This is a genomic window from Arcticibacterium sp. SM2516 (genome assembly GCF_057914865.1).
On record NZ_CP195290.1, the window covers coordinates 1,907,882 to 1,924,075 of the forward strand.

A 16,194-nucleotide genomic window follows, 5' to 3' on the forward strand; every position below is an offset into this window, starting at 1 on the left:
GCCAAAACATTTCTGAAGAATTCAGAATGCTTGAAATTGAAGCTATTTCAGCGTAAAAACTACCTCTAATATAGTTTCAGAAGATTTTTCGATTTTAAATTTTTCTGAGATTCTATGTCCCACCAGCCATACAATTTCATTTCCAGAGCATAAAACCAAGGTCTTTTCCTTATCATAAACGGGTACTTTCTGATTGATAAGATAATCGGAGACACGCTTATTGCCTTTCATGCCAAAGGGCTGAAAAATGTCGCCATTCCTCCAATTTCTTAACACTAAGGGGAACCTCAATTTTTGGGCATTTAAAAAAGCTTTATTGACATTTTTCAACGCCTCTAGCCCAGGAAAACCCTCAACTTCTTTGAAATTCAATTGACCAAATGCAAAACTTATTTCCGTCAGATCTTTCTCTATACGTAAGTCTACCTCCGTATTTAAAACCACAGGTGTTATCAATACTTTATCTCTATCAAACAATAAGCGGTGTGTTGAACTCAAAAATTGACGCCCAGAATGATACTGCTCCTCTTCAAAAATGGAAAGAACACTGGCATAATTAAAGTTCAATTCCTCTAACCAGAACTCCACTAAAGTCCTGCTAGAACCTTCAAAAAAAACCTTTTGGGATATCTCAAAATCAGGGCCATTGCTTTTAACACTTTGTTCTTTAAAAATTACCAATTGACTTTTTATGAAATCCAGTGCGTGATTTACCCTAGCACTCGTATGAGAAAAATTTTCTATCAGTTTGGGGTTCAATTTCTCTAAAAGTGGGACCACTTGGTGTCGAACAAAGTTCCTATGGTATTTATCCGACGAGTTTGAACTGTCTTCTCTCCATGGTATATGATGCTCTTTTGCAAAGGCTAATAATTCCTCTTTTCGAGCAAAAAGAATCGGTCTTATTAGATTTTTACTTTTAGGTAAAATTCCTTTTAAACCATTTATTCCTGTACCTCGTGTAAGGTTTAAAAGTGCGGTTTCTAAAGAATCACTGGCGTGATGAGCAGTCGCTACAAAATCCAAATTATGTTTCACAAGCAAACTATCAAACCAAGGATACCTTAAAACTCTAGCGGCCATTTGTGTTGAAATTTTCTCCTCACTGGCTACTTTCAAGGTTTCAAATTGAATAGTTTCAAAAACCAAACCCCTTTCTTGGCAATAGTTTCTTATCATACTTTCATCCCCTTCAGATGCCTCTCCCCTTAAAGAAAAGTTGCAATGAGCCACTACTATTCTATAGGATGTAGATTCAAATAAACGAAGCATGACCATAGAGTCTACTCCACCACTAACAGCCAATAGAATACCCGATTCTTCGGTAACATTTACTGTTTTCTTAAGGTATGTTAAAAAGGCAATATCCAATCTTTTATAGGCCATAATGCCACAAAAATACGCTAATTTTGCCCCGTAATTTTAACAAACAGTGTTCTTGAAACCTCTTCAATATATTCTTCTACTGCTGCCACTCCTTATATCCATAAAGGTTACGGCACAAAAGCCACTTAACCCTACAGTTGACAGAGGGCCAAAATCAAGAATTGAGCTTATTAAAGCCGACTCACTGGTAGTCAATTCTGGAGAGAGTGAAATCAGGACATTTTATGGAGATGTTAAGTTTTTTCATAGGGGGGTTTATCTGAGTTGTAAAAAAGCCATTCATAATTCTGGCTCCAATAACTTGGTGGCTTATGGTAAGATCAGAATCAACCAAGGAGATACCTTAACCATCACAGGAGATACGCTTTACTACGATGGTGACACTAGATTTGCCAGAATTCATGGAAAACGAGTAATCATGACTGATGACGACATGACGCTAGAATCCACCAGAATGAACTACAATCTTAATACCGATTTAGCTTATTATTCTACACCTGGAATTATTCATCAGGATTCCGTACAGTTGACCAGCAAAACAGGTTTCTATAACACCCAATCAAAGATTTTCAATTACTACGGCGACGTAGAAATATTACACCCCGATTTTACACTTTGTACAGATACGCTCGATTATAACAGTAACACGAAAAGGGCCGATTTCAACTCCTATACCACCATTAACTCACCAGACGGAATTCTTTCAGCCAACAAGGGTTATTATTTTACAGACACCAAAAAGTCTAAATTTTACGGTAGGTCTTTGGTAGAAAACGAAGAATACACTTTAGCAGCAGACACGCTAGACTTTAACATGACCACCGAAGAGGGTTTTGGCGTTGGAAATGTAGCCTTTTTTAGTAAAAAGGATAGTCTCTATTTAAATGGAGATTATGGCGAGAAACTTTCATCAAAAGGTATCACTAAAATGATAGGGAATACCCTAATGAGATCCATTAGTTCTGGTGATACTCTTTTCTTAAGGGCAGATTTTATTTATGCGTATCAAAACATAGCAGATGTTTATCCATTGGTATCCACCGACACGACACTTTCAGACAGTCTTAAAAATCTCGATTTACTGACGGATAGATTGCAAATTTCGAAAGACAGTGTTTTTGTAGGAGAAATAAATCCTATCCCCGGTACACCCACCGCCCTAGAAATTTCCGATTCGCTTACTATAAATGTGACCCGTAAAGATTCTTTAGCTATAAAAGAACCCGAAAGCGAAGTAGATAAAATACAATTTATCATAGCTCATGGTACGGTCAAAATCTTTAGAGAAGATTTCCAATCCACCTGCGACTCTTTAAATTATAACCTGCTAGATTCTGTCATTACGTTTATTGGTAATCCGATGATTTGGAGTGGTGATAACCAGCTGGAAGGAGATACAATCACCACGATTATGGTTCATAACAAAATCAAGCGTATGTTTTTAAACCAAAACAGCTTTGTAATTGCTCAGGATTCGGTAAAAAACTTTAATCAAATTAAAGGCCGCCAAATTGTTGCTCTTTTTGACGATAACAGCAGTATTAGACAGGTGGAAGTGGATGGTAACGGTGAAAGCATTTACTATGCCCTAGATGATTATAATAAGCTTATAGGAATAAACCGGGTGCAATGCAGTAAAATGCGATTATCATTTATAGAGAAAAAAGTTAAAAGGATATCCTTTATGGGGAGTCCAGAATCAAAGCTTATTCCTCCATTTGAAATAAAAGAGGGCCAGAATAAACTGCTTAATTTTTCATGGGATATCAACTTAAAACCTACTAAAAAAGAGGTTCTTGGCTCAAATTTTGCTGATAGTTCTATGGATAAGCGTCAAGAAATTGAAGAAGGGAACTCCATATTTTAAGATTTATTGTTAAAAAAGTAAAAAAAACAGTCTCCGAACAACCTTTTTACAGTTTTCTACGTCTATTAGACAAACATTGAAATATTATTGTATATTTTTGTTAAAACTAATTATTACTGAATGATTTAAGATTTACAAAGGAAATGCTAAACTCACGTAAAATATTGTTTTCCTTCTTGGCATTTTTGCTCACAGCATCTATAGCCATAGCTCAAGTGCAGGGCAGTAAGTCCAGACTTGATATTGGAAAAAATGCGAATCCTAGTAAAGTTTCTACTAAGCCAGTAAGTAATTATATTAGTAAAGTAAACTTACCCTCTGAGATTTCCGTAAACAGTAACTCTGTCATTAACGAATTTTATAAAGATCTATTATTGAAAAACAGTAATAAAGTGGTAACACCTAAAGTAGTGTATGTCACGGAAAGTGTTTTGAAAGAAAAGCTTTTTATTGATGAAGATATTAACATATCAAACATCTATCCTAATCCTGCAAATGACATTGCTCATTTAGACTACAAACTAAATAGTTCAAGAAAAAACGCCAAGGTTTCGTTTTATAATATATTGGGCGGCTCTGTGGCTGACTACAATTTAGATTCATATGACAATTCCCTAACCATACATACAAGGTCTTGGGATAATGGCGTTTACTTTTACCAACTCATTATAGATGGCAAAAAAGTGGCTACCAAAAAACTTCTTGTAAGACATAACTAATCTGTTAATTCTCCTTAAAATCTCGAGTAAACGTAATTATAAGAATTATAATCCGTTTCACTATCGACGCCTTTTATTACCTTTGCCGAATGAATTTCAAAAACCTTCTGAAACCGCTACTTTTCTTTACTATCCTAGGTTTATTTACCGCTTGTAACAGACAATTTACTCAGTTACAAAAGTCAGGAACTACAGATAGCAAATATAAAGCAGCCATCAAATACTATAACGAAGCAGATTACTTCCATGCTGGATTATTATTCGATGAAATTATCCCATTATTAAAAGGAGATTCTACCGCGGAAAAATCTCAGTTTTATAACGCCTACTGCAACTATTACCAAAGTCAGCATCAATTAAGCTCTTATCTTTTTAAGACCTTTTATGCTACCTATGCCAATAGTCCTTATGCGGAAGAGGCCTTTTATATGTATGCTTATTCTATGTTTAAAGACGCTCCAGCCTATAACCTAGACCAAGAGAGCACACTTACAGCGATAGACGCCTTACAAACATTTATTAATACTTTCCCGAAAAGTAAGTACGCAGAAAGTTGTAGTCAAAACCTCATTGACCTTAGAGAGCGACTGGAGAGGAAAGCTTACGAGAAAGCGGTGCTTTATTATAATACAAGTGGTGTAACCATAGCAAATTATAAGGCCGCTGTCGTTACAATTGATAATTTCAGGAGAGAATTTCCAGATTCGAGATATAACGAGGAATTGGGTTACATTCAAATTAAATCACAATTTGAATTGGCTGAAAATTCTTTTTTCATAAGACAGCATGAGCGTTACGCAAAGGCTATCACGCTACACGAAGTTTTTGTGGACCAATACCCCTCTAGTAACTACAATAAAGAGTTAGCAGGCATCTACAAAGAAGCTCAGACGGAACTAGCTAAAATAATCAAACAAGAAGCTGAGATAGAGAAACTTAAAGCCGAAGAGTTAGAAAGACGCATAAAAGCAGCAGCCCAAGCCAAAGAAGAAGCTATTCTAGGCAAAAATTAAACAATATTGCCTAAGACATCTGCAATAAAAAGTGTACATTTGCAAATCATTTTAAAATTAAAAAACCAAAAGATGGCAGTTAATCCTTCAATTATTACAAGAGATACCGACAAATTGGCGGCCAAAACTAATAATATTTATAAGTCTGTTTACATCGCTTCTCAAAGAGCTAGACAGATTGCGGTGAAAACAAAAGATGAATTAACGTCTAAATTGGCGGAATTTGCCTCTACTGTAGATAATCTGGAAGAGATTTTTGAAAATAGAGAGCAGATTGAAATTTCTAAGTTCTATGAGCGTCAGCCTAAGCCTACGAGCATGTCTTTAGAAGAATTCGAAAACGACGAAGTTATATTCAGAGATAAAACAGAAAGTTCTTCTAGCTTAACTGAGCAAGCCTAGTTCTATCATCGCATTAAGGTTATATTAAAAAGCCCGTTAAAATTAAATTTTAACGGGCTTTTTCGTGTGTCTTAAAATCCCACAGAGTTCATAGTATAGTGCACTGCTATGCGTTTTTCGCTAAATATTAGACAAAAATAAAACCCTAATCGGGTTTTATTTCTTTTGTGCTTTTGGAGCTATAATAATGGTCAATCTCTTACCTTCAAGTTTTGGTGGAGCTTCTGCTTTACCAAATTCCTCTACAGACTCTAGAAACCTTCCTATCAACTCATACCCTCTATCCTTAAAAACTATTTGCCTTCCTACGAAGTGAACAAAAGCTTTAACCTTAGAGCCCTCCTGAAGGAAGTTCTGAGCATGCTTCAATTTAAAATCAAAATCATGGTCGTCCGTATTAGGACCGAATCTAATTTCCTTTATTACAGTTTTCTGCTGCTTGGCTTTTAATTCCTTTTGCTTCTTTTTCTGCTCATATTTGAATTTAGAATAATCTAATACTCTACAAACTGGAGGCTTTGAATTAGGTACAATCTCAATTAAATCTAAACCTTGCTCTCTGGCTAGTTCCCTGGCTTTATCTATTGGGTATACGCCCTGTTCTATGTTTTCTCCTACTAACCTAACTTCCGGTACACGGATACGTTCATTAATACGGTGGAGTTCTTCTTGCCTTACAGGTCTTCTAAAATTTTTCTTAAAGTGTTTTGCCATTCAGCAGTATATATAATTGAGATTTAATATTTAAACGGAGAAACCCTCCGTTTCCTAAAATTGCTTAAATTTTACCAAAAATAGGCTTTGTGTTACTTTGCACCAAACTTAGGAATATTTTTATTTATTTCTATTTTGGCATAAGCTGCAAATTCCTCTACAGTCATCTGTCCCATATCACCTTCGCCTTTCTTTCTTACAGAGACTTTTCCTTCCTCTTGTTCCTTCTCTCCTACTATGAGCATCAAAGGAATCTTGTTGATTTCTGCATCTCTAATCTTACGTCCTATCTTCTCGTCTCTATGATCTACATATCCACGAAAATCGTGTTCTTGTAAGTCTAAATAAAGCTCATTGGCATAATCCTCATACTTTTCAGAAATCGGTAATATGGCAATTTGCTCCGGAGAAAGCCAAAGCGGAAAGTTTCCTGCAGTGTTTTCAATCAAAATAGCAATAAATCGCTCCATGGAGCCAAAAGGTGCTCTGTGAATCATAACTGGTCTGTGCTTCTGATTATCAGAGCCCACATATTCCAACTCGAATCTATTAGGTAACTGATAATCTACTTGTATAGTTCCAAGTTGCCATTTACGACCCAAAGCATCTTTTACCATAAAATCCAATTTAGGGCCATAAAAAGCGGCTTCACCATATTCTATAACCGTGTCAAGTTCTTTCTCGCCAGCGGCGTTAATAATGGCCTGTTCTGCCCTATCCCAGTCCTCATCACTTCCTATATACTTACTTCTGTCTTCCTGACTTCTTAATGAAATCTGAGCACTATAGTCATCAAAGCCCAAAGACTTAAAAACATAGAGAACCAAGTCTATCACTTTTTTAAATTCTTCTTCTACCTGATGGTTGGCACAGAAAATATGAGCATCATCTTGCGTAAAACCTCTAACTCTGGTTAAACCATGTAACTCACCTGATTGCTCATAACGGTAAACCGTTCCAAATTCTGCCAACCTCAATGGTAAATCCTTATAACTTCGAGGTCTAGTTTTGAAAATTTCACAGTGATGCGGACAGTTCATAGGTTTAAGCATGAACTCCTCTCCTTCTTCTGGTGTCTTTATCGGTTGAAAAGAATCTTCTCCGTATTTTTCCCAGTGACCAGATGTTTCGTAAAGCTTTTTGCTACCAATATGAGGGGTTACCACCGGTAAGTATCCAGCCTTAAGCTGAGCTTTCTTTAGGAAGTTTTCAAGACGCTCTCTTAACATAGCACCTTTAGGAAGCCATAAAGGCAAACCTTTACCTACTTTCTCAGAAAACGCAAAAAGATCTAACTCTTGCCCTAGCTTCCTATGGTCTCTTTTTTTAGCTTCCTCCATCATAGTGAGGTACTCTTTCAACTCTCCTTGCTTAGGAAAAGTAATACCATAAATACGGGTAAGTTGCTTCTTAGATTGGTCACCCTTAAAAAAAGCACCTGCCACATTCGTAATTTTGGCAGCTTTAATAAAACCCGTGTTTGGAATATGCGGTCCTCTACATAAATCAGTAAAGTTACCTTGCTTATAGAACGTAATATTACCGTCTTCTAGACCTTCTAATAAGTCTAGCTTATATTCATCATTTTTCTCTTGGAAATAAGCTATAGCGTCAGCTTTTGTCATCGGAATGCGTTCAAACTCATTCTTTTGTCTAGCCAATTCAATCATTTTATCCTCTATTTTTCCAAAATCATTAGAAGAAATAGCCTGCTCTCCAGCATCCACATCATAATAGAAGCCGTTTTCAACGGGTGGCCCTATCCAAAACTTAATACCAGGATAAAGCTCTTCTAAGGCCTCCGCCATAAGGTGAGCAGACGAGTGCCAAAAAGTTGACTTCCCGTCTGTGTCTTTCCATGTCAACAACTGAACCTTGGCGTCCGTAGATATGGGTCTATTGGCATCCCAAACTTCTCCATTAACCTTAGCCGACAGCACATTTCTGGCTAAACCTTCCGAAATAGAAAGAGCTACATCCATGGCTGTAACTCCTTGTTCAAACGCTCTTACACTCCCGTCTGGCAGCGAAATATTAATCATAAATCTGTTATTATATTCCTGTAGAACGATACTCTCGCTCAATTAAATTCGTAATTCTATCAAAGGCCGCCTTCACTTCCTCATCCTGGGGGAAAACCTTTTGGGCTTTTAAATACAATTCTTGTGCCTCTTTATTTCTGTACAATCGTTCTAGACAATATCCCGCACGAAGGTAAATATTTTTTTTCTTGGAAGATTTATCTATCTCCAGTTTAAAGCTTTCATAAGCTTTGGTAAAATTGCCATTTTTCATATTGATATCACCTATATCTTCATTCACAAAAGAAGCAGAAGGTGAAATGGTCAATATTTCATCATAGATTTTCAATGCACTATCCTGTTTCCCAAGACGCTCCACCACTTTACCTCTATTATATAAGAGCCCAACGTGCGTTTGATTTTTTCTTAAATACTTAAACCCTTTTTCGTTAATTCTACCCGCCGAGTCTAACTTACCCTCCTTTAAATATGCTTTAGCCAAATAGTCATAAGCGTCAGGATTTTCTTCATCTAGGGCCAAAGCCTTATTCAGTAATCGGAATGCAGCATTCAAACTATCATATTTCATCAATAAGCTACCCTTTAGCTGCCAAGCTTGAGCGAACTCCGGCACCATCATTAAGGTCTCATCTATATACTGCTCTGCTAATTTAAGGCTGTCAACCTCAAGATAAAGCTTAGACAGATGCAAATAAAATAGCGGAGACTCCAATCCTGCTCCCGCCGCGATTTCTGCGGTTTGAATGGCTTCTTTTAACAATTTGAGGTTATACTGAATTTCAGATTTCAGGAATATATAATCTTGCCTATTAGGCTCCAAGGTTAAAGCCTGCTCTATATCCTTAAAAGCTTCCGAATTTCTTCCTAGCGAAGCCAGAATCTTTGCTCTTTTATAAAGAGCCTCATCAGAAATGGGATTATTTGTGATAATTTCATTCAGCCTAGCCAAACTTTTGAGCTGCAAAGCGTCAAAGTCCACTTCACCAATTTTGGGCAAAGCCGTGCCATCTCTTTGATTTTTGGCACAGGAAGCGAGTAATAAAACAGTAAAAAATAGAAAATACCGCACTTGAGGTTCTTAGAATGAGCCGTAAAGATCTGAATTTTTTGAATCAAGATAAAGATATTTCAAAAAACCTTTAAACAAAAAGAAGAATTAACCTCCACTCGCTATTTTAGTGAGATAAATGGTCTTTCTAACCTGGGTATATGTGGCTGGAGTATCTCTTTTTCTTTTCCCAAAAAGCCCTCTTTTTGGGGTCTTAGTTTGATTATCATTGACAGACATGGCCTCCATTTTATTTTTACTACCATTCGCTATAAAATAATTACCATACCAGAACTTAACCTCGTTATAAGAGGGCAAAAAGGCTAGATTTTTAGTGGCTTTGGGGTCTCTCACTTCATTTGAAAGTTTATAAAGCAATGGCTTGGTACCTATATTAAAGTTGTTTGCCGCTAAGTCTCCTCTCAAACAATAAGATACTGCACCTTTTTCATTATAGGCCAAAGCTGGCTGAATTTCATTAGAAAGGTTATTGATGTCAATCCTATTAGAACTTAATAGTTCTCCTTCCGGCGTTAACTCCATCACAAAACCCGTAGGATAGTGAAACCCTCTAAAAACCTGCCTGGTCGTAGAATTGCTTCTTTGGTTATAATAACCATACCTATTATTATACCTGCTTCCATAGGCTCCACCGTAGGGAGAAGAATTATAATAGGCATTAGGATTCTGCTCTGTAATAGACTGATATTGAGCCTTTAGAAATACACCTCCAAAGATAATACTATCATCACCCTCTATGGGGGCATTAGAAAGGAAATTATACGACTTTAATATTTCCTGTAAATCCTCAACAGAAAGACTACGATTTCCTTTTAAAAGTGTGGTGAAAGAATAGGTTTTCATACTACCACCTTCGGTCAAATCATAAACATAAATCCCCTTATCACCTAGATTCGATTGATAGGTACCTAAAACCACTTTTTTACCCGACCGCAGTCTTACTAAACTGGCATCCATCGGAAATTTGCCTCCAGTTTGTTTGATATCCTTTTTAAATAAAATTGTTCCGGTGGTGTCTAAAATGGCGTGCGTTATAAAAGCATCCTTAATAAACTCTCCTTTTTTCTTTTTTTCGTTGGCGTACCCCTTCGTTTTTACAGACCAAAGACTTTCAATTTGATTTTTCTCTGGCAAATATTCAAATAAGTTAACAGCCACTTTTCCTGTTATTTCACTTTCTTCTCTTAGTTGACCTATTTCCGTGTCAAAATTATGTGAGAAGAAAGCGGCACCTTTTTCGTTTGCACCAGCCATTAAGACTTTGTTATCCAAAAAAACGTAATCTTGATCCACAAAAAACGCTCTTAATTCAAAACCATCTTGCTTAATGACCCCGCTTTCAAGATTGAATTCAAAAACCTGGTAATACATTCCACTGGTTTCTGAAAAAAGTAAACTAATGTGATTATTGGCTATGGTGTAGGCCTTGGGAGCATCTTCGGCATCAAGGAATATTTCTTTCTCCCAGATCGTGTTTAAATCTGTGTCTAGTCTGAAAACCTTCGCTTTTGTGATGTCGGTTTTTACCATGAGGACTAAGCCCTGCTCTTTTAACGGAATAAGCATCTGCCATGTGGGTCTTCCTACAACCTCTATTTCCACATTTTTCTGTAATTGGGCAAAAAGATTCGTGCAGGATAAGAGTAAAATTAAAAACAGGTATTTCATATATTTTGAAAAACACTTCTATTTATGAAGGAACAAAGATTGCTCAAAAGGTTAATTTTCAGACTTCTCTATGATAATATCGTATGCTTCTTTGGGCACCGGCTGAACAGATAATCTTTGAAGTTTAACTAAAGCAATATCTCTCAAACGATCATCTTCCTTTATTTCTTGTAAAGTAACGCCTCTTTGAAGTTTTTTGACGGGTTCTAGTTCTACCACCACCCATCTATCGTCATCTGTAGTAGGGTCTGGATAATGCTCTTTCACCACTTTGGCTATACCCATTACCTCTTTCCCGGCATTAGAATGATAAAAAAGAACCAAATCATTGACCTGCATGGCTTTCATGTGATTCCTGGCGGCATAATTTCTTACACCATCCCATTTATCTCTACCCAATTTTACAAAATCGTCCCAAGAATAGGTCTCAGGCTCCGTTTTAACCAACCAGTAATTCATATTTGAAAAAATTAATGCTAAATACAATTTAGGAAAACATCGCTAATCTTGACTTAAAACGGTTAAAGCATCACCAATCTTAAAAGAGCCATCTTTTAAGATTTCGCAAGTGATACCTCCATGTCCTCTCATGGCATTATAGCCACCCTTACCAAGGTTTTTCTCCATCCGTGTACAAGGATGGCATAAACCTGTCATTTTTAAAACGGCAGTTCCTAGGCTAAAGGTTGCATCCTTTAGTGCTAAAAGATTTATTCCCGAAACCACCACATTTCTTCTAACTTCTTGCGGATTAATCTCTTCCCTACCCAGCATGCTTCCTACGACCTGTAAATGTTCTTTTTGAATTAGCGTTAGCTGTCTCTTTTTATTTGTCCCCTTGTAGTGGTCTCCTGGCAATCCGCTTAAAACGCTGACATTAACCTCCACCACTTCTTTTAAAGCCACTACCCTTTCTGTTCTAATTCCTATCCATTCAATGAACCCCGGTTGTACAAAATGCTGCATTAAAGATTTTATGTCATCCTTATTATTAAACATCCTTGCTAGTTTATTTTAGGGAGTTTTTCATCCACAGCTTTATGGCCATACTTTTGAATTTTAGTGTAAGATTTACACAATGCTGTTATACCACACGCTCCACATTTGGGAGTACGTGCTAAACAGGTGTACCTTCCATGCAGAATCAACCAATGATGTGCCTTAGGGATAATGTCGTCAGAAAACTCTTTGACTAACTCTTTTTCTACCGTTAAAGGCGTTTTGGCTTTCAGTGAAACCAATCCCAGCCTATGTGATACCCTAAATACATGTGTATCTACGGCCATCGTTGGCATATTATGAATGACAGAAGCAATCACATTAGCCGTTTTTCTTCCCACCCCTGGCAGTCTCACCAGCTCCTCAATGGTTCCTGGCACTACATTATTAAAATCCTGAACTAACATTTTCCCCAAACCCACTAAATGTTTGGCTTTGTTATTTGGATAAGAAATGCTTCTAATCTGATCAAAAACTTCTTCCTGAGAAGCCGCCGCCAAAGCATGTGCATTAGGAAAAACATCAAAAAGATAGGGTGTTACCATATTCACCCTTTTGTCTGTACACTGTGCAGAAAGCACTACAGCTACTATAAGCTCAAAGGGATTAGTGTATTGTAACTCGGTCTCAGGGTTTGGTTGGTTGGTAGAAAAATAATCTATAATGCCTGCGTAGCGTTCTTTTTTTGTCATTTTAAATATAGGGTTTTGAAAGGCGAGCCTTTTGACAATAATAGAGAAGATAATTTAATATCTAGCGAAATACATAGAAGAGGATTCATCCACTAATGAAGTCTGTTTTTGTTATAACAACCATTATCTCACATTCTTTCTTCTATTTCGCTCAAAGTCTTCTAAAACAAAGCCACCTAAACCATCTAAATTAGAATAATAAGCCCTGCCATTATTTACCTTGGTAAAATCTCTTACAAATTGTTTCAAATAAGGGTCTGAGGCAATCATAAAAGTGGTTATAGGAATACTTAGCCTTCTGGCCTGAGCAGCAATGGTTAATGTCTTATTGACAATCTTACGGTCTAAACCGAAAGCATTTTTATAGTAATTGATACCTTCTTTTAGACAGGTAGGCTTACCGTCGGTAATCATGAAAATCTGCTTGTTTTTGGTTTTCCTTCTTCTCAATAAATCCATCGCCAGTTCTAAACCAGCTACGGTATTGGTATGATAGGGTCCTACTTCTAAATATGGAATATCTTTTAATTTAATGGTCCAAGCGTCATTTCCGAAAACCAGGATATCAAGATTATCTTTAGGGTATCTTGTTTTTATTAGCTCTGCCATAGCCAATGCTACTTTTTTAGCCGGAGTTATACGGTCTTCACCATAAAGAATCATGGAATGACTAATGTCAATCATCAAAACCGTAGAGGTATTGAGGTTGGTTTCGGTGTCCATCACCTCTAGATCTTTCTCGGTCAGTCTAAAGTTGTCGCCCAAACCACTATTGACCTGAGCATTTTTCAGACTCTCGGTCATGCTAATTTGCTCTAGACTATCGCCAAACTGAAAAGGTCTTATATCACTACTCTTTTCTCCTCCTTGGCCGGGGAACTTTGATTTATGATTTCCTCCCCCTTTAGTTCTTTTTAGCTTACCAAATATTTCATTTAAACTTCGTTTCCTTATGCTTTGCTCACTCTTAGGTGTCATGGTCATTCCTCCACCTTCCTGCTCCTCTTCCTTGATATAGCCATTGTCTTTCAGGTCCTGAATAAAGTCTGCCATGGCATAGGTGTCGTCTGTAAGATTATACCTACGGTCTAGCTCATTCATATAATTAAGAGCCTCACTCACATCACCAGCAAATATCAAAAGCAGCTGCTGAAAAATATCAAGGAGCTTTTCAAAGTTTGCCCCCCCTTTCATTTCAGGTTTATAATCTGTAAAACGGAATCCCTTCATGCTTATAATTTTATTGCCTGTATAAATGTAAAACCAACGTTACTTATAATAAACACCTCAAAGTTTAAAATGGTTTTTAGACCTCTTCAATAATGCCAAACTAAGACCAAATACGTAGAGAATGGCACGACTATTCATCCCTATAAAAGAAGATTAAGTATATCGAAAAGTAAAGTTCACCCTGAAATATGGTAAAAAAGTGGCCATTTTTCTGAAAACATTTCCGTTTATCGAAAAGTATTGACCGCTTATCGAAAAATGTCACCGTTCACTCACCTATTGCCTCTATATTTGAATTACTAAATCGGGGGCAAAAAAACTTTGATTCCCAATTAAGAGAAAAGAATAAATGCATAAGCTAATCACATTAATTTCTGTACTGAGCTTCATCGCTGTTTCAGCTTTCGCTGGAGACAAAAAAGATGGTGCTTCTACAGAGGCTAATTCAACTGCTTCCATTGCTGTTTCTGACTTCTCTCTGAATAAAATGGAAAACAAGATTAAAATCTCTTGGTTTTCTGTAGAAGGTGCCGACTTCGAAACAATTGAATTAGAAAAAGCCGAGAACATTGAGGAATTCAAAACCATCAAAACGTTGAAAGGTTTTAATTCAAATCAGGCCTTAAGATACATTTCTATTGACACTAACCCGGTAACTGGTCAAAACAATTACAGACTTAAACTAGTAAAGAAAGACGGAAGCTTTACTTACTCTGAAATAATTTCTGTAGGATATCGCGAGGTAAAAAACACACCCGCTGCTCCAACTAAGAAAGTAAATAAAAAAGACACTTTCGGTTTGTCAAAAACTAATTTCCTTAGTAAAACTTTAGTGCTTAACGCTGCTTAAAAAAGATTAAACGCTCGCTATACAAATTGCTTAAAAAACAGAGCCGTGGATGTAAAAACATCTGCGGCTCTTTCTTTGTAAAAACGTTATGAATTAGTTCGTATATACAAAATCATATTTAAACCTGACGAAAGTCATTTTCACACTTCCCCGAAATTCATCCGTTTATCGAAAAGACATAGCCACTCATCGAAAAACAGCCTCCTAGCCTATTTCAGCCTACTATATTTGAATTAGCAAACGGGAAATAAAAAAAAACCCCGACGAACAATGAAAAAGGCAATCACATTAATTTCTGTTTTGAGTTTCATCACTATTTCAGCTTTTGCTGGCGACAGAAAAGATGGTGCTTCTAAAGAGGCTAATTCAACTGCTTCAATTGCTGTTTCTGACTTCTCTCTGAATAAAATGGATGACAAGATTAAAATCTCTTGGTTTTCTGTAGAAGGTACCGACTTCGAAACAATTGAATTAGAAAAAGCCGAGAACATTGAGGAATTCAAAACCATCAAAACTTTGAAAGGTTTTAATTCAAATCAGGCCTTAAGATATATTTCTATTGACACTAACCCAGTAACAGGTGAAAACAACTACAGACTTAAAATGGTGAAGAAAGACGGAAGCTTTTCTTACTCTGAAATAATTTCTGTAGGATACCGCGAGGTAAAAAACACACCTGCTGCCCCAACTAACAATGTAGAGAAAAAAGACACTTTCGGTTTGTCAAAAACTCATTTCCTTAATAACACTTTAATACTTAACGCTGCTTAAAAAAGATTAAACGCTCGCTATACAAATTGCTTAAAAAACGGAGCCGTGGATATAAAAACATCTGCGGCTCTTTCTTTGTGAAAACGTTAGGATTTAGTTCGTATATACAAAATCATATTTAAACCTGACGAAAGTCATTTTCACACTTCCCCGAAATTCATCCGTTTATCGAAAAGACATAGCCACTCATCGAAAAACAGCCTCCTAGCCTATTTCAGCCTACTATATTTGAATCAGCAAACAGGAATCAAAAAAAAACTCCCGACCAAGAATGAAAAAGGCAATCACATTTATTTCTGTTTTAAGTTTCATCACTATTTCAGCTTTTGCTGGCGACGGAAAAGATGGTGCTTCTACAGAGGCTAATACGGCTGCTTCCATAGTTGTTTCTCAATTCTCTCTGAATAAAATGGAAGACAAGATTAAAATATCTTGGTTCTCTGTAGAAGGTACCGACTTCGAAACAATTGAATTAGAAAAAGCCGAGAACATTGAGGAATTCAAAACCATCAAAACTTTGAAAGGTTTTAATTCAAATCAGGCCTTAAGATATATCACTATGGACACTAACCCAGTAACAGGTGAAAACAACTACAGACTTAAAATGGTGAAGAAAGACGGAAGCTTTACTTACTCTGAAGTAATTTCTGTAGGATACCGCGAGGTAAAAAACACACCCGCTGCACCAACTAAGAAAGTAGATAAAAAAGACACTTTCGGTTTGTCAAAAACTCATTTCCTTAATAACACTTTAGTCCTTAACGCAGCTTAA

The 16,194-nt window shown here is 36.7% G+C and carries 16 protein-coding genes; 7 read left to right on the forward strand and 9 right to left on the reverse strand.

The annotated features are described in order from the left end of the window. Positions 1–42: 42 nt before the first annotated feature. A complete protein-coding gene (gene tilS / locus ACSBFT_RS07930) occupies positions 43–1,386 on the reverse strand; it encodes a tRNA lysidine(34) synthetase TilS (RefSeq protein ID WP_489604189.1) in 1,344 nt (447 codons plus the stop codon). Positions 1,387–1,438: 52 nt separating this feature from the next. Between tilS and ACSBFT_RS07935 the strand changes: the two genes are divergently transcribed. The 4 genes from ACSBFT_RS07935 (at position 1,439) to ACSBFT_RS07950 (ending at position 5,387) form a co-directional block, all read left to right on the forward strand. Beyond that, on the forward strand, positions 1,439–3,253 hold the full coding sequence (locus tag ACSBFT_RS07935; protein ID WP_489604190.1) for an OstA-like protein: 1,815 nt from the start codon (positions 1,439–1,441) through the stop codon (positions 3,251–3,253). A gap of 143 nt (positions 3,254–3,396) precedes the next feature. Further along, positions 3,397–3,972: a T9SS type A sorting domain-containing protein gene (locus tag ACSBFT_RS07940; RefSeq protein ID WP_489604191.1), complete on the forward strand. Its 576-nt coding sequence runs from the start codon at positions 3,397–3,399 to the stop codon at positions 3,970–3,972. 89 nt (positions 3,973–4,061) lie between these two features. After that, a complete protein-coding gene (locus tag ACSBFT_RS07945) occupies positions 4,062–4,985 on the forward strand; it encodes an outer membrane protein assembly factor BamD (protein ID WP_463044824.1) in 924 nt (307 codons plus the stop codon). Between the two features lie 72 nt (positions 4,986–5,057). Next, entirely contained in the window at positions 5,058–5,387 is a 330-nt protein-coding gene (locus tag ACSBFT_RS07950) for a DNA-directed RNA polymerase subunit omega (RefSeq protein WP_463044823.1), read from the forward strand. Between the two features lie 156 nt (positions 5,388–5,543). Here ACSBFT_RS07950 and infC read toward each other — a convergent pair whose 3' ends face one another. From infC to ACSBFT_RS07990, 8 genes are all read right to left on the reverse strand, one after another. Beyond that, positions 5,544–6,101, reverse strand: coding sequence for a translation initiation factor IF-3 (gene infC, locus ACSBFT_RS07955; protein WP_463044822.1), 558 nt, complete (start codon positions 6,099–6,101; stop codon positions 5,544–5,546). Positions 6,102–6,193: 92 nt separating this feature from the next. Further along, entirely contained in the window at positions 6,194–8,143 is a 1,950-nt protein-coding gene (thrS, locus tag ACSBFT_RS07960; RefSeq protein WP_489604192.1) for a threonine--tRNA ligase, read from the reverse strand. A gap of 10 nt (positions 8,144–8,153) precedes the next feature. Beyond that, positions 8,154–9,212, reverse strand: a complete 1,059-nt coding sequence (locus tag ACSBFT_RS07965; RefSeq protein ID WP_489604193.1) for a tetratricopeptide repeat protein — start codon at positions 9,210–9,212, stop codon at positions 8,154–8,156. Between the two features lie 87 nt (positions 9,213–9,299). Beyond that, on the reverse strand, positions 9,300–10,880 hold the full coding sequence (locus ACSBFT_RS07970; protein WP_463044819.1) for a hypothetical protein: 1,581 nt from the start codon (positions 10,878–10,880) through the stop codon (positions 9,300–9,302). Between the two features lie 51 nt (positions 10,881–10,931). Next, complete coding sequence (locus ACSBFT_RS07975) at positions 10,932–11,339, reverse strand: EVE domain-containing protein (protein ID WP_489604194.1); 408 nt, start codon at positions 11,337–11,339, stop codon at positions 10,932–10,934. 42 nt (positions 11,340–11,381) lie between these two features. Next, the gene (locus tag ACSBFT_RS07980) at positions 11,382–11,879 is read right to left on the reverse strand and encodes an MOSC domain-containing protein (RefSeq protein WP_463044817.1); all 498 of its coding nucleotides are present in this window, start codon (positions 11,877–11,879) and stop codon (positions 11,382–11,384) included. Between the two features lie 5 nt (positions 11,880–11,884). Beyond that, entirely contained in the window at positions 11,885–12,571 is a 687-nt protein-coding gene (gene nth / locus ACSBFT_RS07985; RefSeq protein WP_489604195.1) for an endonuclease III, read from the reverse strand. 123 nt (positions 12,572–12,694) lie between these two features. Next, positions 12,695–13,801 carry a vWA domain-containing protein gene (locus ACSBFT_RS07990; protein WP_489604196.1) on the reverse strand — a complete coding sequence of 369 codons (1,107 nt, stop codon included), beginning with the start codon at positions 13,799–13,801 and terminating at the stop codon, positions 12,695–12,697. Positions 13,802–14,150: 349 nt separating this feature from the next. Here ACSBFT_RS07990 and ACSBFT_RS07995 point away from each other — a divergent pair, with 349 nt between their 5' ends. From ACSBFT_RS07995 to ACSBFT_RS08005, 3 genes are all read left to right on the forward strand, one after another. Then, positions 14,151–14,651, forward strand: coding sequence for a hypothetical protein (locus ACSBFT_RS07995; RefSeq protein WP_489604197.1), 501 nt, complete (start codon positions 14,151–14,153; stop codon positions 14,649–14,651). A gap of 270 nt (positions 14,652–14,921) precedes the next feature. After that, positions 14,922–15,422, forward strand: coding sequence for a hypothetical protein (locus tag ACSBFT_RS08000; RefSeq protein ID WP_489604198.1), 501 nt, complete (start codon positions 14,922–14,924; stop codon positions 15,420–15,422). A gap of 271 nt (positions 15,423–15,693) precedes the next feature. After that, positions 15,694–16,194, forward strand: a complete 501-nt coding sequence (locus tag ACSBFT_RS08005) for a hypothetical protein (RefSeq protein ID WP_489604199.1) — start codon at positions 15,694–15,696, stop codon at positions 16,192–16,194.

Bases quoted from the DNA above. Each gene is read 5' to 3' on its own strand.
- ACSBFT_RS07950 (WP_463044823.1), top strand. From the start codon at position 5,058: ATGGCAGTTAATCCTTCAATTATTACAAGAGATACCGACAAATTGGCG.
- ACSBFT_RS07945 (WP_463044824.1), top strand. From the start codon at position 4,062: ATGAATTTCAAAAACCTTCTGAAACCGCTACTTTTCTTTACTATCCTA.
- infC (WP_463044822.1), bottom strand. From the start codon at position 6,101: ATGGCAAAACACTTTAAGAAAAATTTTAGAAGACCTGTAAGGCAAGAA.
- tilS (WP_489604189.1), bottom strand. From the start codon at position 1,386: ATGGCCTATAAAAGATTGGATATTGCCTTTTTAACATACCTTAAGAAA.
- ACSBFT_RS07970 (WP_463044819.1), bottom strand. From the start codon at position 10,880: ATGAAATACCTGTTTTTAATTTTACTCTTATCCTGCACGAATCTTTTT.
- ACSBFT_RS07975 (WP_489604194.1), bottom strand. From the start codon at position 11,339: ATGAATTACTGGTTGGTTAAAACGGAGCCTGAGACCTATTCTTGGGAC.
- ACSBFT_RS08005 (WP_489604199.1), top strand. From the start codon at position 15,694: ATGAAAAAGGCAATCACATTTATTTCTGTTTTAAGTTTCATCACTATT.
- nth (WP_489604195.1), bottom strand. From the start codon at position 12,571: ATGACAAAAAAAGAACGCTACGCAGGCATTATAGATTATTTTTCTACC.
- ACSBFT_RS07980 (WP_463044817.1), bottom strand. From the start codon at position 11,879: ATGTTTAATAATAAGGATGACATAAAATCTTTAATGCAGCATTTTGTA.
- thrS (WP_489604192.1), bottom strand. From the start codon at position 8,143: ATGATTAATATTTCGCTGCCAGACGGGAGTGTAAGAGCGTTTGAACAA.
- ACSBFT_RS08000 (WP_489604198.1), top strand. From the start codon at position 14,922: ATGAAAAAGGCAATCACATTAATTTCTGTTTTGAGTTTCATCACTATT.
- ACSBFT_RS07940 (WP_489604191.1), top strand. From the start codon at position 3,397: ATGCTAAACTCACGTAAAATATTGTTTTCCTTCTTGGCATTTTTGCTC.
- ACSBFT_RS07990 (WP_489604196.1), bottom strand. From the start codon at position 13,801: ATGAAGGGATTCCGTTTTACAGATTATAAACCTGAAATGAAAGGGGGG.
- ACSBFT_RS07995 (WP_489604197.1), top strand. From the start codon at position 14,151: ATGCATAAGCTAATCACATTAATTTCTGTACTGAGCTTCATCGCTGTT.